Source organism: Streptomyces rishiriensis (assembly GCF_030815485.1).
Classification (GTDB): Bacteria; Actinomycetota; Actinomycetes; order Streptomycetales; family Streptomycetaceae; genus Streptomyces; species Streptomyces rishiriensis_A.
The window spans coordinates 183,065-207,654 of sequence record NZ_JAUSWV010000001.1 but is presented as its reverse complement, the minus strand read 5'-3'; the positions used below and the strand labels follow the sequence as shown (position 1 = coordinate 207,654).

At 68.7% G+C, this 24,590-nt stretch carries 19 protein-coding genes and 8 pseudogenes; 13 read left to right on the top strand and 14 right to left on the bottom strand.

Annotation, left to right across the window (positions count from 1 at the left end; genetic code table 11):
• Positions 1–70: 70 nt before the first annotated feature.
• Positions 71–316, bottom strand: coding sequence for a hypothetical protein (locus tag QF030_RS01075; protein ID WP_307160737.1), 246 nt, complete (start codon positions 314–316; stop codon positions 71–73).
• Between the two features lie 494 nt (positions 317–810).
• Positions 811–1,395, bottom strand: coding sequence for a TetR/AcrR family transcriptional regulator (locus QF030_RS01070; protein ID WP_307160736.1), 585 nt, complete (start codon positions 1,393–1,395; stop codon positions 811–813).
• A gap of 137 nt (positions 1,396–1,532) precedes the next feature.
• On the opposite strand from QF030_RS01070, the gene QF030_RS01065 reads away from it, so the two are divergent.
• The gene (locus QF030_RS01065; protein WP_307160735.1) at positions 1,533–2,381 is read left to right on the top strand and encodes a class I SAM-dependent methyltransferase; all 849 of its coding nucleotides are present in this window, start codon (positions 1,533–1,535) and stop codon (positions 2,379–2,381) included.
• Between the two features lie 230 nt (positions 2,382–2,611).
• On the opposite strand, the gene QF030_RS01060 is transcribed toward QF030_RS01065, so the two are convergent.
• Entirely contained in the window at positions 2,612–2,956 is a 345-nt protein-coding gene (locus QF030_RS01060) for a tyrosinase family protein (RefSeq protein ID WP_307160942.1), read from the bottom strand.
• 161 nt (positions 2,957–3,117) lie between these two features.
• Between QF030_RS01060 and QF030_RS01055 the strand changes: the two are divergent.
• Positions 3,118–3,953 (top strand): annotated as a pseudogene (locus QF030_RS01055) (IS5 family transposase).
• Between the two features lie 6 nt (positions 3,954–3,959).
• Here the strand turns inward: QF030_RS01055 and QF030_RS01050 are convergent.
• Complete coding sequence (locus QF030_RS01050) at positions 3,960–4,238, bottom strand: tyrosinase family protein (RefSeq protein WP_307160734.1); 279 nt, start codon at positions 4,236–4,238, stop codon at positions 3,960–3,962.
• Between the two features lie 110 nt (positions 4,239–4,348).
• On the opposite strand from QF030_RS01050, the gene QF030_RS01045 reads away from it, so the two are divergent.
• From QF030_RS01045 to QF030_RS01035, 3 genes are all read left to right on the top strand, one after another.
• The gene (locus QF030_RS01045; RefSeq protein WP_307160733.1) at positions 4,349–4,576 is read left to right on the top strand and encodes a hypothetical protein; all 228 of its coding nucleotides are present in this window, start codon (positions 4,349–4,351) and stop codon (positions 4,574–4,576) included.
• A gap of 323 nt (positions 4,577–4,899) precedes the next feature.
• Positions 4,900–5,196, top strand: coding sequence for a heavy-metal-associated domain-containing protein (locus QF030_RS01040; RefSeq protein WP_307160732.1), 297 nt, complete (start codon positions 4,900–4,902; stop codon positions 5,194–5,196).
• Positions 5,197–5,304: 108 nt separating this feature from the next.
• Positions 5,305–7,593 carry a heavy metal translocating P-type ATPase gene (locus QF030_RS01035; protein ID WP_307160731.1) on the top strand — a complete coding sequence of 763 codons (2,289 nt, stop codon included), beginning with the start codon at positions 5,305–5,307 and terminating at the stop codon, positions 7,591–7,593.
• Positions 7,594–8,014: 421 nt separating this feature from the next.
• Here QF030_RS01035 and QF030_RS01030 read toward each other — a convergent pair whose 3' ends face one another.
• Together QF030_RS01030 and QF030_RS01025 are read right to left on the bottom strand one after the other, a co-directional pair.
• Entirely contained in the window at positions 8,015–8,521 is a 507-nt protein-coding gene (locus tag QF030_RS01030; protein ID WP_307160730.1) for a GNAT family N-acetyltransferase, read from the bottom strand.
• Positions 8,522–8,629: 108 nt separating this feature from the next.
• Positions 8,630–9,628, bottom strand: a complete 999-nt coding sequence (locus tag QF030_RS01025) for a YdcF family protein (protein ID WP_307160729.1) — start codon at positions 9,626–9,628, stop codon at positions 8,630–8,632.
• A gap of 183 nt (positions 9,629–9,811) precedes the next feature.
• Between QF030_RS01025 and QF030_RS01020 the strand changes: the two are divergent.
• Positions 9,812–10,003 (top strand): annotated as a pseudogene (locus QF030_RS01020) (ATP-binding protein); the annotation flags it as partial.
• Between the two features lie 638 nt (positions 10,004–10,641).
• Here QF030_RS01020 and QF030_RS01015 read toward each other — a convergent pair.
• Positions 10,642–10,735: pseudogene (locus QF030_RS01015) on the bottom strand (transposase); the annotation flags it as partial.
• A 703-nt stretch (positions 10,736–11,438) separates the two neighbouring features.
• Here QF030_RS01015 and QF030_RS01010 point away from each other — a divergent pair.
• The gene (locus QF030_RS01010; RefSeq protein ID WP_307160728.1) at positions 11,439–12,215 is read left to right on the top strand and encodes a hypothetical protein; all 777 of its coding nucleotides are present in this window, start codon (positions 11,439–11,441) and stop codon (positions 12,213–12,215) included.
• Positions 12,216–12,761: 546 nt separating this feature from the next.
• On the opposite strand, the gene QF030_RS01005 is transcribed toward QF030_RS01010, so the two are convergent.
• Entirely contained in the window at positions 12,762–13,289 is a 528-nt protein-coding gene (locus tag QF030_RS01005; RefSeq protein ID WP_307160727.1) for a hypothetical protein, read from the bottom strand.
• 449 nt (positions 13,290–13,738) lie between these two features.
• Between QF030_RS01005 and QF030_RS01000 the strand changes: the two genes are divergently transcribed.
• From QF030_RS01000 to QF030_RS00990, 3 genes are all read left to right on the top strand, one after another.
• Entirely contained in the window at positions 13,739–14,110 is a 372-nt protein-coding gene (locus QF030_RS01000; protein WP_307160726.1) for a DUF6417 family protein, read from the top strand.
• A gap of 210 nt (positions 14,111–14,320) precedes the next feature.
• Positions 14,321–14,800, top strand: coding sequence for a lamin tail domain-containing protein (locus QF030_RS00995; protein WP_307160725.1), 480 nt, complete (start codon positions 14,321–14,323; stop codon positions 14,798–14,800).
• Positions 14,801–14,920: 120 nt separating this feature from the next.
• A complete protein-coding gene (locus QF030_RS00990; RefSeq protein WP_307160724.1) occupies positions 14,921–15,394 on the top strand; it encodes a lamin tail domain-containing protein in 474 nt (157 codons plus the stop codon).
• 188 nt (positions 15,395–15,582) lie between these two features.
• On the opposite strand, the gene QF030_RS00985 is transcribed toward QF030_RS00990, so the two are convergent.
• On the bottom strand, positions 15,583–16,602 hold the full coding sequence (locus QF030_RS00985) for a DNA-directed RNA polymerase subunit alpha (protein WP_307160723.1): 1,020 nt from the start codon (positions 16,600–16,602) through the stop codon (positions 15,583–15,585).
• A 512-nt stretch (positions 16,603–17,114) separates the two neighbouring features.
• Here QF030_RS00985 and QF030_RS00980 point away from each other — a divergent pair.
• A pseudogene (locus QF030_RS00980) lies at positions 17,115–17,450 on the top strand (lamin tail domain-containing protein).
• Positions 17,451–17,714: 264 nt separating this feature from the next.
• On the opposite strand, the gene QF030_RS00975 reads toward QF030_RS00980, so the two are convergent.
• On the bottom strand, positions 17,715–18,929 hold the full coding sequence (locus QF030_RS00975) for an IS110 family transposase (protein WP_307160653.1): 1,215 nt from the start codon (positions 18,927–18,929) through the stop codon (positions 17,715–17,717).
• A gap of 299 nt (positions 18,930–19,228) precedes the next feature.
• Here QF030_RS00975 and QF030_RS00970 point away from each other — a divergent pair, with 299 nt between their 5' ends.
• Both QF030_RS00970 and QF030_RS40745 read left to right on the top strand, forming a co-directional pair.
• Positions 19,229–19,510, top strand: a complete 282-nt coding sequence (locus QF030_RS00970; RefSeq protein WP_307160722.1) for an HU family DNA-binding protein — start codon at positions 19,229–19,231, stop codon at positions 19,508–19,510.
• A gap of 411 nt (positions 19,511–19,921) precedes the next feature.
• Positions 19,922–20,243: pseudogene (locus QF030_RS40745) on the top strand (hypothetical protein).
• Positions 20,244–20,492: 249 nt separating this feature from the next.
• On the opposite strand, the gene QF030_RS00965 reads toward QF030_RS40745, so the two are convergent.
• The 4 genes and pseudogenes from QF030_RS00965 to QF030_RS40735 form a co-directional block, all read right to left on the bottom strand.
• On the bottom strand, positions 20,493–22,427 hold the full coding sequence (locus QF030_RS00965) for a CASTOR/POLLUX-related putative ion channel (protein ID WP_307160721.1): 1,935 nt from the start codon (positions 22,425–22,427) through the stop codon (positions 20,493–20,495).
• Positions 22,428–22,676: 249 nt separating this feature from the next.
• Positions 22,677–23,780 (bottom strand): annotated as a pseudogene (locus tag QF030_RS00960) (IS630 family transposase); the annotation flags it as partial.
• An 84-nt stretch (positions 23,781–23,864) separates the two neighbouring features.
• A pseudogene (locus QF030_RS40740) lies at positions 23,865–24,156 on the bottom strand (IS630 family transposase); the annotation flags it as partial.
• A gap of 88 nt (positions 24,157–24,244) precedes the next feature.
• Positions 24,245–24,526 (bottom strand): annotated as a pseudogene (locus QF030_RS40735) (hypothetical protein); the annotation flags it as partial.
• Positions 24,527–24,590: the final 64 nt, after the last annotated feature.

The window sequence follows — 24,590 nt, the reverse complement described above, 5'->3', positions numbered from 1 at the left end:
GCCCCTGGCGCGCGGGTACGAGCAGGACGACGTCGCCGGCCCGGGGGGGGCCGGGGCCGGCACGGTCCTGTCACGTCCGCGCGACACACACCTGCAGCAGCAGAATCCGCCCGCCCGGTGGCGGCGGCCCGCGCCGCCCCGTCCGGCCCAGCGCCACAGGACGGCCCGCGACCGAACTGGCCGCCAGGACCGCGACCACGGCCACCAGGCCGCCCAACGGCAGCGACATGCGGTGCCGCGCGGGGGTCGAGACGCACATCGTCCCGTCCATGGCCGACGTGCCGGACATGTGCTCCGCGCCGGGATGCAGAGCCATCGCTGAAGTCGCAGACATCACCACTGCAGGGAGCGTGGAGGTCATTGCGGCCGAGTCATGGCCTTCGGGCATCGGAGCGGCGGCCGGCATCGCACCGTGGCAGCCTTCTGAGGCGGTAGCCGGTGAGCCGTGCATGAGGAACAGACCGAGCAGGACCGCGCAAAGCGCCAGCAGCCGGGCGATGCCCCGCCTGCGCGCCTGTCCAGTGCCTGCCACCACTGGTTCCCTTCCACGTCATCTGGGGCGCGCCTGCGTGACGCAGCCGCCCCCACAATACCCCCGGCCGGTATCTGATGCCCGGGATGGCAAGCTCCTGCGGCCCATCCGCATTCCTGGAATGAACATCATGATTCCTGTTACCCGGTTGCCAACTACCGTCCCGCAGATTCGCCAACTCAAGTCCGTCCGATGGGGGCAGCGAGCGTATGTCGTCCTCGGCGCCGTCGCCTCGCCGCGATCCGGCTATGGCTCCGATGAGGACAACGGGGCAGTCCTTAGCCGTCCACCAGTGTGGCCACCAGGCGCGTCATGGCGGGCCGTGGGTCAGGTGTGCCCGGCCAACTGGTCATAAGGAGGTGGTGGGCGGTGCCGACGATGGCGAGGGCCACGGTGCTCGGGTTGACGGTCTCCGCCACCCTGCCGAGCCTCTGTTCGGCCGCCAGATAGGTGCTGATGGCCTCCTCGATCGCGGTGAGGCCGGGCGCTCCGCCTTCCAGGGCCTCGCGGATTCGCTGCGTGGTGGCGGGCCGGCTCATGGCCAGGCCCGAGAGAGACGGGCCGGCGGAGTCGAACAGCGCGAGGGCGACGGTGTTGAGGTTCCGCGCCACCGTGCCCTGCCCGGTGAGCTGCGACAGCGCCTGCGCCTTCGCCGCCGTCCGTGCGAACCGGTCAAGGCAGAGCTCGGCCACAAACTCATCGAGCCCCGCGAAGTGCGCATGCAGCAGCCCCTTGGCGCAGCCCGCCTCGGTGGTGATGGCCCGGCTGGTGAGCGCGCCGGGCCCGTCCCTCTCCACGACGCGCTCGGCCGCCGCGAACAGCCGCTCGCGTACGTCCGGCGTCGCCACTCCGCGCGGTGACATGGGCCTTCCTTCCGTTCTGGTGCCGCCGCCCACAAGGGCCGCAACTCAGTGGAGAGTAGCGGGGATTGCCAGTTTGGGCATGCGCCCATACTGTTTGGGCGCATGCCCATTACCCGTCGTTCACCACAGGAGGCCCCGTGCCGGACGTTGTCAACACCGAGCAGGCACAGGCATGGAACGGGCCGGAAGGCTCCCACTGGGCCCGCAACCAGGACCGCTGGAACGCTGTGAACGAGGGCTTCAACGAGCCACTGCTCGATGCCGCCGGGATCACCGGGGACCATCGGGTCCTCGACCTTGGTTGCGGCTCCGGGCAGACCACGCACCTCGCCGCGCGCAGAGCGCCCCAAGGGCACGCGCTCGGCCTCGATCTGTCCGGCCCGATGCTGGCCGAGGCGCGGGCCCGCGCCGAGCGGGAGGGCATCACCAACGCCTCCTTCGTGCAAGGCGACACCCAGGTGTACCCCTTCGAGGAGGGCTCGTTCGACGCAGCGGTCAGCCGCTATGGGGTGATGTTCTTCGCCGACCCGGCAGCAGCCTTTGGTAACGTCGCCCGGGCACTGCGGCCCGGCGGCCAACTGGCGTTCGTCTGCCCGGCCGATGCCACGCTCAACGGCTGGGTTGCGGCGATCGCGTCGCTGCGCGACTTCCTGCCCGTCGGCGACTTCGGACGGCCGGGTCTGCCCGGCATGTTCTCCCTTGCCGCCCCGGACCGCATCCGCGAAGTGCTCGCCGCGGCCGGATTCACCGGCATCAGCATCCACCAGGTGCAGGCGTACGGGACATGGGGGCACGGAGCCGAGGACGCGGCGGCGTTCCTGCTGGGCACCGGCCCCGGCCGCCATCTGATGGAGCAGGCCGACGCGGCCACGCGATCCCGCGCCTGTCGCACCCTGGCGGACCATCTGCGCGCCCAGGAGGTGGGGGACGGCACAGTCCAGCTGCTCAGCACGTCGTGGCTGGTCACGGCGGGCCGCCCGGTATGACCACGCTCGTACGCCCGAGGCTGAATCCCGGGCTGCGCGACCGCAGCAGAGGACCGGGGCGCGATTGCGGTTGGACTGCGGATAGCCGAGGGCGGCGAACACCAGCTACGCCATGGCAGCGGCCACGGTCTTCAATGGGCACATCTGCCTGGCGCAGCGAGTGACGCGTGGCCCCCTCGGCACACAGCCTGCACAGACGTGTTGATCGCGAGCTTCTGCCCCGGCCGCAGTTATTGGTAGGAGTAGCCCAGGACCGTGATGTCCTTGGCACCGTCGGCCGTCAGTCCGCCGGCCGTCTGCGTCCACCAGGGGTCCAGTCCGGCGTCGTCGCCGGTGATGTTGGGGCTGCCGGTGTGTGTCAGCTGCCACTGGTCCCAGGTACGGTCCACGTTGGCGTGCAGCATGAAGAAGATCGGGTCCTCCGCCGAGATCATCGGGTTGCCCAGGGTTCCCTGGCACCAGTCGTGCACGTTGTTGTGGGCGGTAATTTCCACGCCATCGATTCTGATGCTGCCGCCCATCACGCGTCCATAGGTGAAAGCCGTGAAGGTGGGGCGCTGCGGGAGGCCGTCGATGGTCGGCTGGGTCTGAAGGGCCGGCGTCGGCGTTTCCGTTCGGCCTGATACCGGGCGTCGGACGGTTCACGCCGGAGGGTTGCCGCACCCAGTCGGGACGGGCGTGGTCATCGGCTTAGAGGTCCTAACAGAAGTTGTTGATCATGTGACTTTCGGCTTCGGTGGTCGTTGGTCTGGTCGTGGGGAAACGACAGTCGCGGCCTTGGATTGTGTCGGATGAACTGTGGTCGCTCATCGAGCCGTTGCTGCCCGTGCCGGGTCCGAAGCTGGTGGAGGGGCGACCTAGAGTCCCGGACCGGCAGGCGTTGTGCGGGATCCTGTTCGTGCTGCACACCGGCATCCAGTGGGAGTACCTACCCCAGGAACTGGGCTTCGGCTCGGGCATGACCTGCTGGCGTCGCCTTGCCGCCTGGAACCAGGCCGGAGTCTGGGACGAACTGCACCTGGTACTGCTGAAGAAGCTGCGGGCAGCGAACAAGCTGGACTGGTCGCGGGCGGTGATCGACTCCTCCCACGTCAGGGCAGCCCGGCGGGGCCCAAAAGCGGACCCAGCCCGGTCGACCGCGCACGGCCGGGCAGCAAGCACCACGTCCTCACCGACGGCCAGGGCATCCCACTCGCGGTGTCCCTGACCGGCGGCAACCGCAACGACGTCACGCAGTTGCTGCCCCTGCTCGACAAGATTCCCGCCGTGGCCGGCGTCGTTGGCCGGCCCCGACACCGCCCCGACGCGCTCCTCGCCGACCGCGGCTACGACCACGACAAGTACCGGCGCCTGCTCTGGGCCCGCGGCATCCGTCCGGTGATCGCTGAACGAGGCACGGAACACGGCTCCGGCCTGGGCATCTTCCGTTACGTGGTCGAGCGCACGATCGCCTGGCTTCACGGCTTCCGCCGCTTGCGGATCCGCTGGGAACGACGCAACGACATCCACGAAGCCTTCCTCGGCCTCGCCACCTGCCTCATCACACACCGCCACGTCCAACGCCTTTGTTAGGACCTCTTAGTCCCAGTAGGGAACCGTGACGGCGGGGTGGACGGTGCGCAGCAGGTCCTCGAACTTGAGGCCGTAGGCGCGGTGCCAGGGCAGGAAACGCTGGATGGACTCCGACGGCATCCTGGGCATGGTTCCGTGGTGTCGATGGCTCATGTCCTTGTGGGAGTCCACGAGTTCCTTGTACTCCTGAGGGCCACGGGCCTGTCGCAGGGCGTCGTTGAACAGGTCCTGCTCGGTGTCGGTCAGCTGCCGGTGATCCTTGCGGATCCGCTGCGATGCCCGCACGAGCTGGGTGATCAGGGAACGGCCGCTCCACTGGCATCGCCGCCGGCATGGACTGCGTGCCTGCGGCCATGGCCAGCGCGGCTTCTCCCACCCTCGCCGGCCCGGAAGGCATGACAGAGCCGGGTGGGGTGGGCATGGGGAAGAACCCGGCCGGTCCAGCGGGCAGTTCCGCCGCCATCATCCGGCTCAGGCGCAGCCCGAGCTCCTCGCTGTCGATGATCTGGCCAGGCGCCCACCTCGAGGCGGCGATCTGGGCCTCTTCGGCGGTGGGGAAGTGGTCCGCCATTACTTCCTGGGTGGTCATGCGCTGCTCGCTCCTTGCTCTCGGCAGCCCGTGATCCTTCGGTCCGGCTGCACCCTTCCCCACTCTGCGCGGTACGTCGGCGGGCAGCGACTGGGGCGGGCTGGAAGGACGGGCCGTCGTCCGTTCGGGGGTTGGACCGGACTCGGCCGGGTCCAAGACATCTTGTATCCGTCGGTCCTGGTCGAGGTCAGGGCGGTCGGCCGCGCTCAGTAGCACGTGCTGGCGTCGGGCAAATCATGGGCACACCCGCAGCCCGGAAATACCCCCGGGGGGTATATTGTTGATGCGTTCGGGAGGAGCGGGGATGAGCTCCCCCAAACGCGTCGTCCACGCATCGACTTCCGAGGATGAATAGTCATGAGCGACCAGAAGAACTCCGGCTCCTGCTGCTCCACCGACGGTTCGTGCCACTCCAGCGCGGCAACCGACACCCAGGCCGGCGCTGTCACCACCGTCTACAAGGTGTCCGGCATGACCTGCGGGCACTGCGAGGGCGCGGTCTCGCAGGAGATATCCGAGCTGGACGGCGTCACCGCGGTCACGGCCGTCGCCAAGACCGGTGAGGTCACGGTTACCTCTGCCGCTCCGCTCGACCAGGAGGCCGTCCGCGCCGCTGTCGACGAGGCGGGCTACGAGCTCGTCGGCGCGGCGTGAGCCCGTCCGGGGCCACAAGCCCCGGACCACGCGTTTTCCTCTCAGCCGGGACGTGCCGCTCCGCTGATACGGACGCCGTACGTCCCGGCCTTCCCCAGGAGAATCTCCATGACCAGCACGGTTCCCGAGAAGACACGTCCCCGTCAGGCGCCCCAGCCGGCGCCCGCCTCCGAGGCCGAGCTCTCCATAGGTGGCATGACCTGCGCCTCGTGCGCGGCCCGCATCGAGAAGAAGCTCAACCGTATGGACGGGGTGACGGCGACCGTCAACTTCGCCACGAAGAAGGCGAAGGTCGCGTACGGGGGCGGGACTGAGATCGCCGACCTCATCGCCACCGTCGAGAAGACCGGCTATACGGCCGAGCCGCCGCCCTCAACTCCGCCGGCCGGCGAGGAAGGCGAGGTCCGGGCAGGGCCGCCCGCCGCGGACCGGGAACTGCTCTCCCTGCGCAAGCGCCTGTCCGTGTCGCTCGTGCTCTCAGTTCCCGTCGTTCTGATGGCGATGGTCCCGGCCTTGCAGTTCGACAACTGGCAGTGGCTGTCGCTGACGCTCGCCGCTCCGGTCGTCGTCTGGGGCGCCTATCCGTTCCACCGGGCCGCGTGGACGAACGCCCGGCACGGAGCCGCGACCATGGACACGCTCGTGTCCATCGGCACGCTTGCCGCCCTGGGCTGGTCGCTGTGGGCGCTGCTCTTCGGCCACGCCGGCATGCCGGGCATGCGGCACGGCTTCGAATTCACCATCTCCCGTTCGGACGGCTCCTCCTCCGTCTACCTGGAGGCCGCGGCCGGGGTGACCAGCTTCATCCTCGCCGGACGCTTCATGGAGGCGAAGTCGAAGCGCAAGGCGGGTGCGGCGCTGCGGGCGTTGCTGGAACTGGGCGCGAAAGACGTGACGGTACTGCGGGGCGGCAAGGAGGTAAGCATCCCCGTCGCGCAGTTGGCTATCGGCGACCGCTTCGTCGTACGGCCGGGCGAGAAGATCGCGACCGACGGGACCGTCGTCGAGGGCGCGTCGGCGGTGGACGCCTCCATGCTGACCGGCGAGTCCGTCCCGGTCGACGTGGGCGTCGGGGACGCCGTGACCGGTGCGACCGTCAACGTCGGCGGGCGGCTCGTCGTCGAGGCCACACGCGTCGGTGCCGACACCCAGCTCGCGCGGATGGCGAGGCTCGTCGAGGACGCCCAGAACGGCAAGACCGATGTGCAGCGCCTCGCCGACCGGATCTCCGGAATCTTCGTCCCCGCGGTCCTGCTGATCGCCGCCGCCACTCTCGGGGGCTGGCTGGCCGTCACTGGTGACGTGGCCGCCGCCTTCACGGCCGCCGTGGCCGTCCTGATCATCGCCTGCCCGTGCGCGCTCGGGCTCGCCACACCCACCGCCCTCATGGTCGGCACGGGGCGGGGCGCCCAGCTCGGCATCCTCATCAAGGGCCCCGAGGTGCTGGAGTCCACGCGCCGCGTCGACACGGTCGTCCTCGACAAGACCGGCACGGTCACCACCGGACGGATGCAGATGCAGGACGTGTTCACCGCACCGGGCGTAGAAAGAGACGACCTGCTGCGTCTGGCGGGCGCGCTCGAGTACGCCTCCGAGCACCCGATCGCCCAGGCCATCGCGGCCGGCGCCGTACAGCAGGCAGGAAGCCTGCCCGTGCCGGAGAACTTCGAGAACATCGCCGGACTCGGCGTCCAGGGCGTCGTCGACGGGCACGCCGTACTCGTCGGCCGCGAGAAGCTCCTCAAGGAGTGGATCATCGAGCTGCCCCGTGAACTGGCCGAAGCTAAGGCCGCGGCGGAGGCCGAGGGGCGTACGGCCGTCGCCGTCGCCTGGGACGGCGAGGCGCGCGGTGTCCTCACCGTCGCCGACGCAGTGAAGGAGACCAGTGCCGAGGCGGTGACCCAGCTGCGCCGACTGGGTCTGAAGCCGGTTCTGCTGACCGGCGACAACCAACGCGTAGCCGAGTCGGTCGCCCGCGCCGTCGGCATCGACGAAGTCATCGCCGAGGTCCTGCCTCAAGACAAGGTCGACGTCGTCAAGCGGCTGCAGGCCGAGGGCCGGACGGTCGCCATGGTCGGCGACGGCGTCAACGACGCGGCCGCCCTCGCCACCGCCGACCTGGGCCTGGCCATGGGGACCGGCACGGACGCGGCGATCGAAGCGGGCGACCTGACCCTCGTAAGGGGCGACCTGCGGGTGGCGGCGGACGCTATCCGTCTGTCCCGCAAGACCCTGGCCACCATCAAGGGCAACCTCTTCTGGGCCTTCGGGTACAACGTCGTGGCCCTGCCGCTCGCCGCCGCCGGCATGCTCAACCCGATGATCGCCGGTGCCGCGATGGCGTTCTCGTCGGTTTTCGTCGTCACCAACAGCCTGCGTCTGCGGTCCTTCAAGTAGACCCTTCGAACCACCCGACCCGCCGCTTGGCCCGTGTCCCAGAGGGCATTGGCCAGGCGGCTAAGCCATGATCTGGGCAGCGCGCTCTGCGCTTGGGCGGGTAGGGGAACGGCCGGATGGCCGCAGTCCGTGGACTGCGGCCATCCGGGATTCACCGGCGGATCTGGATCCGGATGGCGGGAACTGCGACTGCATGCAGAGCCAGTCCGACCGTCGCGGAAACCGTCAGGGTGATCACCGGTCACCACGCTGGTTAGGCCGCGGTCGGGAGCCGACATCCCCTCTACGCCCCCGAGTCCACGCCCACAGCAGGAGGAAAGAGAAGTGGGTGGGTGGGACAGGTCCCGGGCGGCGGGCGAGGGAATCGGGGCGGGCGCTCAGCCGGTTGTGCGTCGGCGGAGCCGCCGCGCCCGTGCCAGCGTCAATGCGACGGCGACGTCTGGTGGGGGAGAGGTCGGGAGTTGGTCGCGTCCGCATCGAGGATTTTTGAGACCGGGCAGCCCCATGCCGCACCTGGTTTGTCGGATCCGTAGAGCGTGAGCCCGCACGCCTGGAAGAAGGCCTGTCGGCTGGTCGCATCGTCGCCGTCCTGGGGGGCCAGGGCCAGGAATGTGTGGCCGGCTTCCTGGGCCCGGCGGGCGATCTCGGTGAGAAGCGCTCGGCCGACCCCGCTGCGACGATCGGTATCAGCGACGGCCATGGTCAAGACGAACGTCTGCTCGCCAGGATGAGCCTCCCGGCCTTCATCGTGTCCGAAGTCGCAGTGAATCTGGAACTCGGCGACCCCGACGACGGATCCGTGGAGTTCGGCCACAATGACGTCCAAGCCCTCGGGGTCGTAAAATCTGCCATCTCCCAGATCGTTCGAGTTAAGCAACTCCTCCACCACCGAGTAGTCGGCCTGGGCGATGTCACGGATGAGCGGCATGGACCGAGTATTCCGGACAGCAGCGCGGACGTAGCACTCACGCTGGCAGCGGACGGACCTCGACGGCGGCGAACTACTGGGCCAGCGCCTGACCGGGGCGCGGGCGCTTCAGTGCTCGAAGACTGCCGTCGCCACCGGCACTGCCAGCAGCAGGCTGAGTCCGACCAGGGGGAGGCGGTCCAGCCACAGGATGGCGGCGAATTCGCGCAGTGTCGCGGCCACCCAGTAGGCGGGGGAGGTCGGCGCGCCCACGACGTGCACGGGCACGCCGACGCGGCGGGCCAGCAAAGTCGTGCGGTAGACGTGGAAGCCGCTGGTGACCACCGTGGCACGGTGGCCGTGAGTGGTGCCGTCCACGAGGGCCGCGCTGAAGCGGAGGTTCTGCCCGGTGTTGACGGAGCGGTCTTCCCGCACGATCCGGTCGGCGGAAACTCCGCGTCCGCGCAGATAGTCGGCCATCGCGTCCGCCTCGGAGCGGACCTCGTCGTCGCCTTGGCCGCCCGAGACGACGAACACCACACGAGGCATGCCCGGTGTGCGGGCGGCCTCGATCGCGAGGGCGCACTCCAGCCTGCGGGTCAGCAGCGGGCCGGGCCGGTCGCCGTCGAGCCCGGCGCCCAGGACGACGACATGGGTGGTTTCCGGTAGGGGGGTGCTACGGCCCCGGACGAACACGTAGCCGGCGAAGACGAGGAAGAGCAGAGTGAGGTATCCCGCAGCCGCGTTCACCGCGACCACGAGGGCACCGAACGTCTCGCCGCCGATCGCGTGGAAGACCGCGTCGAGGCCGAGCACCGCCAGCACCGCGCAGCCGGCGGCCCCGGTCGCCAGCAGGGCTGCCTGCGGTCCGTAGCGCTGGACCAGGAGGACGCCGTCGACCAGCAGCAGCAGGCCCAGCGCGAGCGCCAGGAGCAGGGCGGCGATGGCGAGGACGGTGGCGATGGTCGGGTGGGCTGCCGCACTTCGACTGGCCACGGCGAGTCCGGCAGAGGTCACCGCGAGGCAGAACAGGACGGCGGTGGAGAACCGGTGCGGTGCCAGCAGGGCGTTGACGACGCCGCCCGCGGCGAACACGACCGCGGCGAGGTACTCCGGGTACTCCGGCATGTGCCGCACCGCTGTGCTCTCCCGCCCGCTGCCCGTACCCGCCCGCCTCTCGCCGCCCGCAGGTTCTCGACCCGGTACGGACGGTTGCCGGCCATCCTCCCAGACCTGCTGTGGTGCGCCGAACGCGGGCGGCGGTGGTGCGTTCGGCGGGACCGGCATGTCGTGCCCGTGTGCTGCCCGGCGGCCGCGCAGGGGCAGCTGGTGTGTGGGGTCCGCGATACGGGCCGGCTGGCCGATCCGCTGGCCGGCCGCCGCCCGCCGGAGCGCGGCCAGCTGGGCGGCCGGGGCCTGATGCTGGCCCACTACGTGGCCGACCTGGTGCGCGTGCACACCGGCGACGACGGCACGACCGTGCGCTTCTACCTCAGCTTGTGACAGCGCGCGGGCAGGCGGCCACCTGTCCGGGTGGCCGCCCGCACCGCTCCTCTCGCGGACCTTGTATTCAGCCTCGCGCCGAGGATCGGTAGGCGTCGTCCTGTGGCACCGGAGACTGACATGTCAGGCGGAAACATGACATCCCGCCACCCGAACGGGGCAGGGGGCTCTGGCATCAGGTGACGCAGCGAGGGCGGTCAGCGGTGGCCGATAGATCACGCCTCATGCTTCCTGCGGCACGAGAAGTGTTCGGGTAGCCCTTCGGGTCCTTGAAGGCTTGCGGGCTGACCGCAGCCGAAGCGGCAGAGTGGGATCGCTTGACCCGACGCGTCGACCGGAACCCTGGCGGTCTCGGTTTCCCGGGGGCGGGACTCAAGGACGATCGCGCGGCTGCCACGTCTCTGCTTCGGTTCAGCCCGCACCTCTGAAGCCGGACGGTCCTCGGTGCACCTGTCGCGCCGGTCCCCCTGTCGTACGGATGGCTGGCGCTCCCTCTCGTCCAGTGCGGGCCCGTTCGCCTCGAGGTACTGCTGCCATTGCTGAGCGGGGAGCTAACCGCGGTGGCCGCCCCGCTGGAACGGGACCCGCTCACCGGCCGCGGCTTCCACGATGAACCGGGTAAGGGTCAGGCCGCCTTCCTCGATCGCGTTGGTGGCGCAGACGATTGCGGCGGATCTCGGTGTCGAATCGGAGGAAGGGCATGAACTCCTCCCACGCGTTCTCCCAGAGCCGGGTGGGGCAGGGTGTCGCGTTCGGCCGGGTCCGCCGACAGCTGCAGCGCAGCTTGGTCGCTGCTCACGTGGTGGCCTACTCGCAGCAGAAATCTTCGACCGGCAGCCAGTCCGCGGGTCCCTATCGCTCGGGAGGGGTTGGAGCTTCCTGAGACCGAGATCAGCGAGGTCGGTGTCCCTGGTCGTTGGCTACGAGGTGGTCGACGTCTAGTCTGCGGGCGGCGTCGAAGTACTGGTCGTCGTGGGGCGAGCCGAGACGGCGGGGGCCGAGTGTAGCGGTGGCGACGCCATGAGGGTTGTCCCGTGTACGTCGACGCGCCCCTATCGCTGTAGCGGCACCCTGTCGTCAACGACTCGGGACTCGCGGGCGATTCCTTCGAGTGAGGCGATCACATCGTCTTGAGGCGGCACCAGCCCGGAGCGACAGCTGATGCGCTGGAGGGTGGACGCCACCGGGTCCGTGAGGCAGGAGAGTTCGGACCAGGGCGAACCGCACATCCCGTGCGGCGTCTACGGACCGGCTGCCTTCCTGCCAAGGCGGTAACAGCCAAGGAAGGTGACGAGCGACTATGGGTGGCGGCGAAAGCCCTGTTGTTCAATGTTCATATTTCCGTCACAGTTGCATCACTTCCCTCTCAGAAAGGTCCTGACGGCACATCTCGTCCCTTACGGTCATCTGGCCTTAACTGATCTATGGGGGACACATGTCGTACAACCAGCCGCCGCCTGTCCAGCCGCCGTTCATCGGATCCCCGGCCGGACAGTCGGGCGGCAAGCCGGGGTGGGCGCGCAAGCGGATCGTCATCCCGGCGGCGCTAGTCATCTTTCTCCTCGGGGTCGGGATCGGATCCTCCGGCAGCGACCAGGAAAGGACCAGCGCCAGCGGCGAAGCCGGGCCGCGGCCCACTGTCACCGTCACGAAGACCGCCACGGCGAAGACGGCCACGGATGAAGACGGGAAGCAGGCAAGCGGCAACAAGGTCGTGCCTGAGGAGGACAAGAAGGCGACCGTTCCCAACTTCGCAGGGATGGGCCTGCAGTCTGCCCAGGACACGGCACAAGAGGCCGGCTTCTATAGGCTCACCTCGCATGACGCGCTCGGCCGGGACCGGATGCAGGCATTCGACCGGAACTGGAAGGTGTGCAGCCAGAACGTGAAGGCCGGCGCCACCAAGCCCACGAATACACAACTGGACTTCGGCGCCGTAAAGCTGGCTGAGGCATGCCCGGCAAAAGAGCAAAAGCCCCTGGTCGCAGAAGGCGGCAAGATGCCGAACTTCGCCGGCAAGTCGGCGAAGGCGGCTCGTGCCGCGCTCGACTCCGGTACGTCCATCACCGTGAAGGACGCCCTTCCGGATGGCCGGTGGGTGCTGGTCGAGTCGAACTGGAAGGTCTGCACGCAGAACCCGTCTGCGGGTGCGGCGTTGAGCGGGCAGCCCGTCGAATTCACCGCCGTCAAGTTCGAAGAGACCTGCCCCTAACATCACAAGGCACCCCCGCATCTGCAGCCGAGCGAAGATGCGGGGGAGTGGGCTCGTGAACGCCTCCGCCACACCGCTGCTCGAGCCGGAGCGTTCTGACGATCGCGGTTGCCCGGACAGCACAGGAGGCCAGGCGGGCGGTCCCGCCCTCGCTCGCACGCCTGGCTTCGTTCACTTCCAGGGGCAGCGTTTTGTCCGCCGGTTTGGGCAGCAGCCGCGAACCTTGAGGCCAGTGAATGTTCACGAGACATTGCAGCGCGAGCGATGCGCGGTGCGTCGCCTCGTCGTGCCTGTGGGCGTCACTGCCCGGCGCGTGGCCGGGTGAGTCCGGTTTCCACCTTGGTCAACATCTGGCCGAGGAGGTGGAGGGCTCGTGCACGTGTGGGCACTCCACGCACGGTTCCCGTCCAGTAGGCGTCGGTGAGTTCTTCTGTGACCGCGAGAATTCGGTCCTCGTCCTGGGATGCCAGCACGAGGACGAACCGCACGTAGTCGCCGATGTCGGTGCCCTGGGGTGCTGGTTCGTGAAGGTCTGCAGGCGCGGTCTCAGGGCGGGCAGGGTGCGGGCCGTCGGGAAGACGACGGCGAGGCTGGCGAGGGCCAGCCAACCGCAGGGCATTCGGCCGACCAGCGGGTCAGTAGAGCTGGAGTGCGGTCCTGGACCGTGCTGCGGGCCCGCGCCTCGCTGTCGAGATCGGCGTGTGGCGGGATGGCGGGCCAGGTCTCGGCGAGGTGACGCTCGGCGACGGTGGCAGCCCTGAACAGCAAGTTGACTGTTTGGAATCGATGTCGGGCGGGGATCCGTTCGTCGACGGCGAGGGCCGCGAGCAGGACGAGGCCGTCAGCGGTGGCGGGCTGGCAGGTGTCCTGGTGGAGGATCTCGTTGTAGAAGTCGCCGAGGAAGCTCCGGTCGTCCCAGCAGGGGGCGATCTCGGCGCCGAACAACATCGCCGCCTGAGGCGGACTGTGGCCCGGCAGGCGGTCGGCGATGACGTCTCGGAAGAGCTGTCGGATCGGCGGACCGATACCGATCGCGTCGTGCCGTGGCTGCTCGGGGTCGGCATGCGTATCCATGGCCAGCGCAGCCTACTCGAGCATCTCGGGCCGACCGGCCCGTCGCCTTGGGGGAGAGCTGGCAGGCCGTAGGCCCGGGGGCTGCAGCGGTTCGCCGAGCAGCTACCACCTCCCTCGCGTGTCGTTCACTCAGGAGCGTCCCAGGACGCTGAAGGCCCGGATCAGCTTGCTGATCCGCCAGTTGGGCAGTGCGAAAGCCGTGGCGGCGGAGATCGGTGTCACCGCCGACTCCGTCAACCGCTACCGGCGCGGCGTCCGCAAGCACCCACCGCCCAAGGCGCGTCGAAGGTCGATGAGGCGGTGCCGCAGCGCTGGCAGCCGCGGGTCCGCAAGCGCCGCCGCCGGCCGAGTACGCAGCCCGGGAATGGGTGGGCTCTACCTACGGCAGGCCGGGGCCGCAGGCCTTGTCCGGCCGTGTCCTGCCAACGGTCTGTGACGTTGCCTTGATCATGGACGGTTACGAACACCTTGACCTCGATGAGATCGGCTTCGCGCCCATGGAGCACGACACCGAGCGGTTGCGCCTGCTGACGCTTGACGAGGCGTATGAGCTGGTCAGAGTGCTGCGCACAGCCGCTGAGGAAGGCGGAGCGGCCGCGCGGGACGCGGACCGCCTGGCGCGCGAGATCGCGCGCGCATCCCGACGAAAAGCTGACACGGCGCTGGCCGCAGGCGGCACAAATTCTGCTCCCATGCCCAGCTGCCATGAGGGCGCACGCTGTTACTCACTTTCGGGTGATGGCCGGCCGGGCCACGGTGACGATCTCGGGGGAAAACCAGCTGCTGCAAGGGCTGTGGGATCCATCCAGCCGTCAACATGACGCCACTGGCATAAATGGACGATGCACTCAAGAGTCACAGAAATACGGGCAACAGGTAACACAGCCCATGTTTCCATCCCAACTCCCTCACACGGTGGACAGAGTGTGGGTGCGCGGCCGGCCCGGTCGCCACCCGCACACCGCACCGACTTCCACGGCGGCCGATAAGGCCTCATCTGGAAGGGTGCCCGCACCATCTGGGGGACTTCCTTGTCCGCTTCTGCTTCTGTTACCGCCCGTCGTCTGGCCGCTGCCGCTCTCGCTGCTGGTGCTCTAGTCTCGGTGGCGGCGCTGCCGGCGACGGCCGCCGATCACGCCCGTCCCAGCCGCCCGGTGGTGGAGATTTCGAAGGTGCAGTACGACTCCCCGGGGCGTGACACCCGCTCCAACCGGTCGCTGAACAGCGAGTGGGTGGAGCTGACCAACACCACCCGCAATGCCATGAACCTGGACGGCTGGACCTTGAAGGACGAGTCCGGCCACACGTACACCTTCGACCACTACCGCCTGGCCGGCCGCGCCACGGTCAGGATCCACACCGGTGAGGGACGCGACACCCGCACCGACCTCTACCAGGACCGCCGCGCCTACGTGTGGAACAACGACCACGACACCGCCACCCTGCGCAACGACCACGGCCGCTTCGTCGACGACCAGTCCTGGGGCCACCGCCGCAGCGGCCACCACTGACCCGTGCGGTAGCCCGGAACGAAAGACGGCAGTCCGGCCGTCACCACCTTCGCGTCCCCGTGCGGCAGCCGTCGCGGCTCCCGCACGGGGGAGCGCGCTCGCTCCATCAGGGGGACTTCCGTGTCCGCGTCTGTCACCGCCCGCCGTCTGGCCGCCGCCGCACTGGCCGCTGGTGCCCTGGCCTCGGTGTCGGTGTTGCCGGCCGCCGCGGCCGACCACACACGTTCCCAGCGCCCCACGGTGGATATCTCGGCGGTGCAGTACGACTCCCCGGGGCGCGACGACCGTTCCACTCGCTCGCTGAACAAGGAGCGGGTGCAGCTGACCAACCCCACCCGCCACGCGGTCAACCTCGACGGCTGGACCCTCGCCGATGAGGACGGCCACACCTACACCTTCCACCACTACCGCCTGGCCCCCCGCTCCACAGTCCGCGTCCACACCGGCGAGGGCCATGACACCCGAGGCGACCTCTACCAGAACCGCCGCACCTATGTCTGGGACAACGAGCGCGACACCGCGACCCTGCGCGACGACCACGGCCGCTTCGTCGACGACTACTCCTGGGCCCACCACCGCGGCAGCCGCCACTGACCCGCACGCCGGCCGGCAGGAGTCGCGCGACCGCTGCGCACTGGACTCCCACCCCTATCGTCGGCTGCCTTCGCCAGGGTTTGCGCGCGAACGCGGACCGGTGAAGGCCGCCCAGCGAGCAGGGAACAGCGTGGAGGTTCGCCTGTCCCTATTCGCGAGGTGTCTCTATGACCGGCGCAGCGCAGCGTTCAGTATTGCTCGGTCTCCACGAAGCCCGCGTCCGCGTCGTCGGCGCTGAAGGCGTCGGCGGCGGCGGTCGGGTCGAATCCGGGCGGGCTGTCCTTGAGGCCCAGGCCCATGCCGGCCAGTTTCGCCTTGACCTCGTCGATGGACTTCGCACCGAAGTTGCGGATGTCCAGCAGGTCGGCTTCGGAGCGTGCCAGGAGCTCACCCACCATGTGTACGCCCTCGCGCTTGAGGCAGTTGTACGAACGGACTGTGAGCTGGAGCTCCTCGATCGGCAGGGCGAGATCAGCGGCGAGAGCGGCGTCCGTGGGGGACGGGCCCATGTCGATGCCCTCGGCGTCGATGTTCAGCTCGCGGGCGAGACCGAACAGCTCGACCAGCGTCTTACCGGCGGAGGCCATGGCGTCACGGGGACGCATGGCCTGCTTGGTCTCGACGTCGACGATCAGCTTGTCGAAGTCGGTGCGCTGCTCGACACGCGTGGCCTCGACCTTGTACGTGACCTTGAGAACCGGCGAGTAGATCGAGTCGACCGGGACGCGCCCGATCTCCTGACCCAGCTGCTTGTTCTGCACGGCGGAGACGTAACCGCGACCGCGCTCGACGGTCAGCTCCATCTCCAGCTTGCCCTTGCCGTTGAGCGTGGCGAGGACGAGGTCGGGGTTGTGCACCTCGACACCGGCCGGGGGCGCGATGTCGGCGGCGGTGACCAGGCCCGGGCCCTGCTTGCGCAGGTACATCACGACCGGCTCGTCGTGCTCCGAGGAGACGACCAGCTGCTTGATGTTGAGGATCAGGTCGGTGACGTCCTCCTTGACGCCCGGCACGGTGGTGAACTCGTGCAGCACGCCGTCGATACGGATGGACGTGACCGCCGCACCCGGGATCGAGGACAGGAGGGTCCGGCGCAGGGAGTTGCCGAGGGTGTAACCGAAGCCCGGCTCCAGCGGCTCGATCACGAACCGGGAGCGAAACTCGTCGACGATCTCTTCGGTCAGGGACGGACGCTGAGCAATCAGCACGGGGTATTGCCTCCAGTGGTTTGGCGCCCGCTATGCGACGCCGTAGACACCACGAAGGGTACGGGTGATACGGCCTCCGGTGGCTGCGCTGCACTTCCTCGTGGTGCACGGCTTCCGCAACCTCAACTGCCGCACGACCCCAGCGGAGACGCCGCAGGCCACCAGGTAAATGGGCGAAGAAGACGGCGGCGCGAGGCGCGCAGCGCGTGACGCGTCCGTACGGCCACGTTGAGGGGAAGGTGGTGGTAGGGCTTCTGTCCTGTGTTTCCCCGAGCCGGGACGGGAGTCCGCCCGGCCGGTGGACGGCGCGGAATGCCGGTGTGGCGGGTCGTGTTGTGGGCGTTGTGGGTGTGGAGGGGACAGTGTCCCCGGGTCTCACCTATTGCCTGCGGACGATCGTCCGGCTGAAGCCCCGCAGAGCCTTTCACCGCGTAGGCGACCGCCCTCCACGACCACACCTGCTGGTACAGCACTTCGTCGACCACCAGGCACTCGGCCTCGGCCGCAGAAAAGTGCAGTACGACTCCTAGGGGCGTGACACCCGCTCCAACCGGTCGCTGAACAGCGAGGGGGTCGAGCTGACCAACACCACCCACAACGCGGTCAACCTGGACGGTTGGACATTGAAGGACGAGTCCGGCCACAAGCCACTTCGATCATTGCCGTCTGGCTGGCCGCGCCACCGTCCCTGTCCACACCGGTGAGGGCCGTGACATCCGCACCGACCTCCACCAGGACCGCCGTGCCTACGTGTGGAACAACGACCACGACACCTCGACCTTCGCGACGACCAGGGCCGCTTCGTCGACGACCAGTCCTGGGGCCACCGCCGCGGCGGCCGCCACTGATGCGCCGCGTCGTCTGGCAGATGGGCGCCACGGCGGCTGCAGCAGACAGGACTGCAGTGCCTGCTCATAGGTGGCGGTAGCGTCCGGGCAGTCCGCGCGGTCGTGGGTTGCGGCGGCAGGCGTCCACGGCAAGGGCATCTCCGCCGATCTCGCCGTGCGGGGGACGTCACACTCACGCGGCAAGCATCTCCTCCACGGGACTGAAAGCGACCTGCGCTCGTCTCCGGACCCACCTCCACCCCAGCGCTGATGCTCCTATTGCTGTCAAGCGGCTCGGAGCCAGTCGCGGTAGGCGTGAGCGAGGTCGTCGTCCCTGCTGAGTCCCCTTTCGAGTCTGGAGATGGTGGTGGGCCAGACGCCGAAGTGCTGGGCGACGGTGGTGAGGGTGATGTTCTTGGCCTGCCGCAGAGGCCGTAGGTCGGCTATGCCTGGAATGTTGAGCGTGGTGGTGAGACAGCGGAACATCTCCCGGGCGATGGCCCGCTTCAACATCCGGATAATCTCTTTCTTCGTCCGTCCGGCGGCGACTTGCCGTGTGACGTAGGCGCGAGTTCGGACGTCGCCGGACATACGGACCAGGGCGATGCGGTAGAGCGCGGAGTTGGCGGTCCGGTCCCCGCCCCTGGAGAGGCGGTGGCGGTTGGTTCGGCCGCTGGATGCGGGGACCGGGGCGGCTCCGCACAGAGCCGCGAAGGACGCCTCGGTTCGCATCCGTTCGGGATTGCCGCCCGCGGTGATCAGCAGCTGCGCGGCGGTGTCGGGGCCGACACCGTAGGTCGCCCGCAGGCCGGGGTTGTGTGTGGTGACTTCGGCATCCAGGGCCCGCGTCAGCGTCTCGTGCTCGGCAGTGAGTTCCTTGACGCGGCGGGCGAGGCTTTTCAGCGCGGTCAGGACAGCGGTGTGCAGGGCGTCGCCGGCCGGTCGCAGCCGAGCCAGGGCCTCGGTGCGGTCGGTGCCCTTGAGCTGCCCGTACTTCGAGCGGATCGCCTCCGGAGCGGTGACGAGGACCTGGCCGATCTGGTTGAGCGCGGCGGTGCGGGCCTTGACGGCCGAGCGGGCGGTGTTGTGCAAGGCGCGTATCCCACCGACCGTGTCGTCCTTGGGGGAACTGGTGGCGCGTCCGGACAGGGCGGCGCGTGCGGCGGCGTAGGCGTCGATGGGGTCGGACTTGCCGGTGCGGCGACGTTCGGCCTTGTCGGGGCGGTTGACCTCGATGACCTGGTGTCCGTGGGAGCGGGCAGTCCGGGTGAAGCCGGCCCCGTAGGACGAGGTGCCTTCCACCCCGACCGCGATCACCCGCCCGTGGGCGGTCAGGAAGGCCAGGGCCGCCGCGTATCCGGCGGTGGTGGTGGCGAACTCCGCGTCGGCGAGATGGCCTCCGTTGTCGCTGATGACAGCGACGTGGACGGTGTCGGTGTGGGAGTCGACCCCGCCGAACACATCCTGGTCCACGATGTCCGCCGCACCCTCTGATGTCATGCTGATACAGCCTTCCCAGCCGAAGGTAGGCGCCGGCCGGGTGGCGCAGACAGGACATTGAAGGGGCTTCTGACCAAGCTCCTATCAGGTCATGTTCCGCCCGGCCGGGGCCATGAGAACAGATCCCGGCGGCCGGACAGAACAACGCGAAGACAGTCCAGCAGGGCGTCAGTCAGTGCCCGGGTCACGACCACCGGAACCCGAGTATCAGCATCAATGTCAGTGCCCGGTGTCAGGATGGGGTGTCCTGTCCTGCCCAGGACTTGGACCGGCATGATCCAAGCACATGGAGAACTCACATGAACCGCTCTGAACTGGTGACTGCGCTGTCCGAGCGAGCCGAGGTGACTCGCAAGGACGCTGACGCTGTGCTGACCGCACTCGCCGAGACCGTAGGCGACATTGTCGCAAAGGGTGACGAGAAGGTGACCATCCCTGGCTTCCTCAGCTTCGAACGCACCCATCGAGCCGCCCGCACCGCACGTAACCCGCAGACCGGCGAGCCGCTCGAAATCCCGGCTGGCTACAGCGTGAAGGTTTCCGCCGGTTCTAAGCTCAAGGAATCCGCCAAGGGGCGGTGACCGCTCGCTGCGGCCACACAGCCGAGACCTGCGCCGCATCCCGCCCCATCAGAGCCCGGCCTCGGGCACACAGCGATTGGCGCGATAGCCGGTAACGGCGCCGTCGTCTATGGGACAGAACGGACAGCGACTTCCGATCACGGACAGGCCCGCGCGCGGACCCTGCTGGCACCTCGCGGCGGGCAACTTCCCAGGAGGCATTCAGGGCTACCCCAGGACGGGAGCCCAAGGTGCGGTGCAGCACGCTGGGACAGGTGTGCGCCGGTGGGCTCGGAGTGAGTGCGCCCTCGACCGTGCGCGGCGCGACCTCCGTGCCGCGCACGGCGTCACAATGGGGTCATGGTTGCCAGCGCTTGACCATCAGCGTCGCGGACACCGGTCCCGACCGGTGCGTGCGCCGAGGACCTTGCGCTGTACCGGGAGAAGTTCCGGCAGCGGTTGCCGGCCTCGCTCGAGGAATTGCGGGGTCCCGAGCACGGGGACGTGGCACTGCCGTTGCATGTGGCGTGGTCCGGTATGACCGTCTACAACCTGGACAAGCCGCGCCAGCGCATGGGCCTGTACCGCACGGTGCTGCACGAGGGCCTGGGCCAAGACGTCTCGCGCTACCTCAACAGAAGGACCTGCTCATACAGATGTGGCCGTCCTGTGCACTCTCGTCGGCCGCACTTTGCGCGCCTTGTGGGAGGGCGCCTTCCCTCAGCTGGCTGCCGGGGCCCGGGCGAGCGCGTGACAGACATGCCGGAGCTGCACACGAGGGTCCTGGCGGATGTGATCGCCCTCGGCGTCCCGTACCCCCTTGGTCCTCACCGGCGGGTGGCAAGCACACCTCGTGGCATAACCGGGCAGGGTCCACGATTTCCGGGGAACCAGGCGCGTCCTCTCCCCGATCGCGTTCGGCCGGCTCGAGGGGCTTCCTCGGCCCGAACGCCGAGTTGGTCCCGGCCGCCTGCCCGTGACCAACATGTCGTGAGGGGCTGTGTCAGTCCTGCGTGATCACCACGACCTCATCGTGCTCATTCCAGCGTCGCCGCTCGCTCTTGTCCGGGTTGATACGCACTCCGTGGTCGGGAACAGCTGTGGCTCGGTCGTTGCAGCGGTAACCGATGGCGCATTCGCCTCGTTGCTGCGCCGCTGCGACGACCGTGGCGAAGGACGCTTCACAACCAGGCAGGACGTACGACGCTGCCGGTCGCAACTGGACCTGACTGCCGGTGTGGGAGAACAGTTCCTCGAATACGGCGGCTAGGTGCCGGTTCTGGGAGATCTGGGCCATCAGCAAGCCGACAAGCTTTGCGCTGATGATCACGTCGGCTCCGGGACTGATAGGCGCGAGCGTCCGGTTGCGGTCGTCGGTCATTTCGGTGACCACCGGCAGTTCCCGTCCGTTCTCCTGTTCCAGCAGGTGCAGAACGAGGAGTGTGACGAGTGTCCGGTTATCGGCCTCGTTGGGCTGCTGTCCCGGAAGGGGGTCTGGACCAAGCACGACGATGCTGTCGTACGAGTCGATCTCAAGACTCCTGAGTGTCTCTGGCCGGGTGACGTCTCCGGGCCGGAATGTCGTGGTCAGCCGTGGTGCGAAGTCCGTACCGGTTTGCTGTACCTCCTCGGCCGTCACTTCTTTCCGGTCCGCCACCACCGCAATGACCGAGCCGTGCACGGCATACCGGCCGAACTGGCCGACGACGAGCGAGGCTCGCCGGTTCCAGCCGAGGATCAGGACCCGTTCGGGCCGGGCGCTCGCCAGCTGCCAGGGCGTCATCACCGACTCGTCGACCAGTCCAGAGCAGTCGCTGCGTCGCGCGGTGTCGTCGTCCCGGGTGATGACAATCAGCCGGTCGCGGGGGCCGATCAGGGTGCGGGGCGGCGGGTTCAGCAGCGGCCGGCCATCACGCAGCAGGCCGACCACACTGGAGGTGGCGAAGGCCAGCAGTGTGTCGCCGAAGGAACGGCCAGTCAGGGCCGGGTCGAAGGCGAGGTAGAACTCGTCTCCGGCGAAGTCCAGGAGATCGCGGTACACCAGGGAGAGTCCTGGCCGGCGGGCGGACTGGACGATCAGCCGCGCGGTGATCGCGTCGCTTACCAGTACGATGCCGCGCGGTCCTGCGGCGATGGAGGCCGCCAGCCGGTACTGGTCGTCCCTGACGGCGGCGACGACGGGTGGACCTACTTCCTCGCCGAGTGCGGACCGCAGTGCCAGAAGCGTCTTGACCACTTCTGGGTCCCCTGACGGGTCGTCTTGGGGCAGCACGAGCACGGCGCTTGCCTCGCCGGGGTTGGTCAGGGCGAGCAGGTCAGGGTCGGTGGGTGGACCGCTACGGCAAACAAGCCGGGTACGGCCGGTGGTCCCCACCTTTCTGCTGAGGGCCTCTTCCATCGTGGTCTTGTCCCGGTCCGCCAGTACGGCCACTGAGCCATAGCGCTGATTGGCGTTGGCGGCCACCAGCTCGCTCACCACCGTGAACACCTGCTCGGACCAGCCCAACACCACCGCGTGCCCCTGCTCGATGACGGTGGAGTGGCCCCGGCGCAGCGCGGTGAGCCGCTCGGTCAGTCCGGTGGTGATCAGGCCGACGAGGGTGGAGACGTACACCAGGGCGACCAGGGCGAGTAGTACCGACAAAAGCACGTGCACGAGCGGGCCCGTCGCCCCGCCAAGCCGCAACGTCTCACCAGTGAGGCGCCAGATCGCTGCCAGCCTCCCCGAATGGGATGCGGGGGCATGTGGGTCCGTCCACACCAGCACGGCGCTCGCGGGGAAGACGACGACAAGGCAGCCCAAAGCCAGCCAGCCGACGAGCGCGGGGGTGCCACGGGCCAAGGTGGTGTCGAACCAGTAGCGTGCCCTGTCTGCGAGTGAAACCCTTCGTGCCACGCCTGCCCCCTGTTCCGCCGGAGTCACTGCGGCGGCAGCCATGCCCTTTCTGGCTCGCCCCCCGTTTCCCCACATCGAAGTGTGCAGACGAGACGGATCGGACACGCGGCTGACCGTCTATCTTTCCTTCCTTCGGGGGACGCCGTCGAAGAGCCGCTGGTGGTGCTGCGTTACGTTGCATGCCTCTGGTTGGGGCCAGCTTCTTCGGGGGAGGTTGGCAGCGAGCGTCGTGACCGGCGAGATCGCTGTCGAAGCGGCCGGCGATCCTCTGTCCCCGCAGGAACGGCTTCGCCCCCAGTGATCGTCAGGCGACAGGATCGGCGCCTTGCGCTCCGCTTCCTCCACCGCCTCGGCGGCGGCCAGGACATCGCGGTGGCGGGCGTTGGCGTTGCGCCAGCGGAGGTAGGCGTGCAGGGCCCGTGTCTGCACAGTGTGGTTGGGGTAGTGCGAGTTCGCGATGGTTTACCGGCGAAGCGCTCCGAAGTGCGCCTTGATGGGGTTGGCCCACGAAGCGTAGGTCGGGGTGCAGCACAACTCGACCTTGCTCTTCTTCGCCCAGCGGCCGATGTCGCTGCCCGTGTGGGCGGACAGGTTGTCCAGGATCACGTAGATCGGGGCGCCGTCGGGCCGGGCGGTACGGATCGACTTCAGCGCAGCCAGGGTGTTCGCGGCGCCCTTCTTGCGGCGGTTGGCGCCCCAGAGGGTGTCGTCGCCGATCGAGTAGCAGCCGTGGAAGTAGCGCACCCCGTGGGTGCGGTGGTACGTCGCGGGATGCCACTCGGGTCGGCCTTGCTCGGCCCAGCACGACCCGGCGGTCGGGCGGATGCCCAGGGGCCCGAACTCATCGAACGCGAACACCCGGTCCGGGAAGCGGTCCAGGACGTGCTCGATGCGGTCGGTCTTGGCGTCGCGCTCGGGGTCCGGTGACTCTTTCCAGGTCTTGGTGCGCTGGAAGGTGATACCGCGGCGGGCGGGCAGGCAACGTAATGCCTCGCGGCCGATGCATATGACGCGGCCATGGACTTTCCGCAGGTAGGCGGCGAGTTTGCGAGTGGACCAGCGGGTGAAGGGCTGGCCGAGCTTGGTCGGGCGGGTGGTGGCCTTCTGGATCTCGAAGTCCTCGTCGTCAGGACTGAGCAAGCGGGGACGGCCTTCCGCCCACCGAGGGTCCAAGCAGGCCAAGCCGATCTCATTGAACCGGTGGATCATGCCCCGGACAGTGTCACGTCGGCCTGCACCAGCTGGGCGATCACTGGTACCCGGTTCCCGCCGGCCGAGGCCAGCAGCATCATCGCGCGCCGGTAGCGCACCGAGTTGGTACTGCCGCGGCGCACGATTTGCTGCAGCTTCTGCCCCTCCTGGTCGGTCAACCTGCGCACGGACAGGTTCGGCCACCACACCCCCAACGGCTGGATCAACGGACGACACGCACATCCAACCGCCGCCATCACCACCCCGGCGAACCTTCCCGGTCACAGCACGGCGATGGATCTGGCCGATCACCTCGCCGGTGGCCGTGTTCAGCGCGGCGAACGTGGTGACGTCGCCGCGGCGCTCGGGCATGCCCGGCATCATCGGCAGCACAGGTGCTGACCGGTCCAGGGCCTGGATCTGTATCTTCTCGTCCACGCACGGACCAGTGCGTGCTCGGGCGGGGCGAGATAGAGCCCGACCACGTCACGGACCTTCTCGATGAACTGCGGGTCCGAAAGCTTGAAGGTGCCCACCAGGTGCGGCTTGAGGCCAAGGTCCGCCAGATCCGCGCGATAGTGCGTGGCGTCCTTCGGCGTGGCCGCCAGCGACTTGACGACCACTTCCTCGACCTGGCCGTCGGTGATCTTCTGCGGTCTGCCCGGACGCGATTCGTCGGTCAGGTCCTCCAACCGGTCCCGCGCGAACCGGGCCCGCCACCGGCTCACCGCGTGCGCCTCGACGCCCAGCCGGTCCGCAACGGCATGTTCCCGTACCTGCCCCAGCGCCCGGGCTCCAACACGCGCCTGCGCTCGGCTTGCCGCGACGTCCTGTTCAGGTGCGTCGGTGGGGGCGATGTGCGCGGTCACGGTGACCTTGTCCCCATCGTGGGCGTAACACCCGTCCCTGACCCCGCCGACTCTGATCGACGGGCTGCCAACACTGGTCATCCAAGCGGGGTGACAGGGGACCGCATGGCCGCCCGCATCGCCTTACCGACGGTCGGCTGCTGCT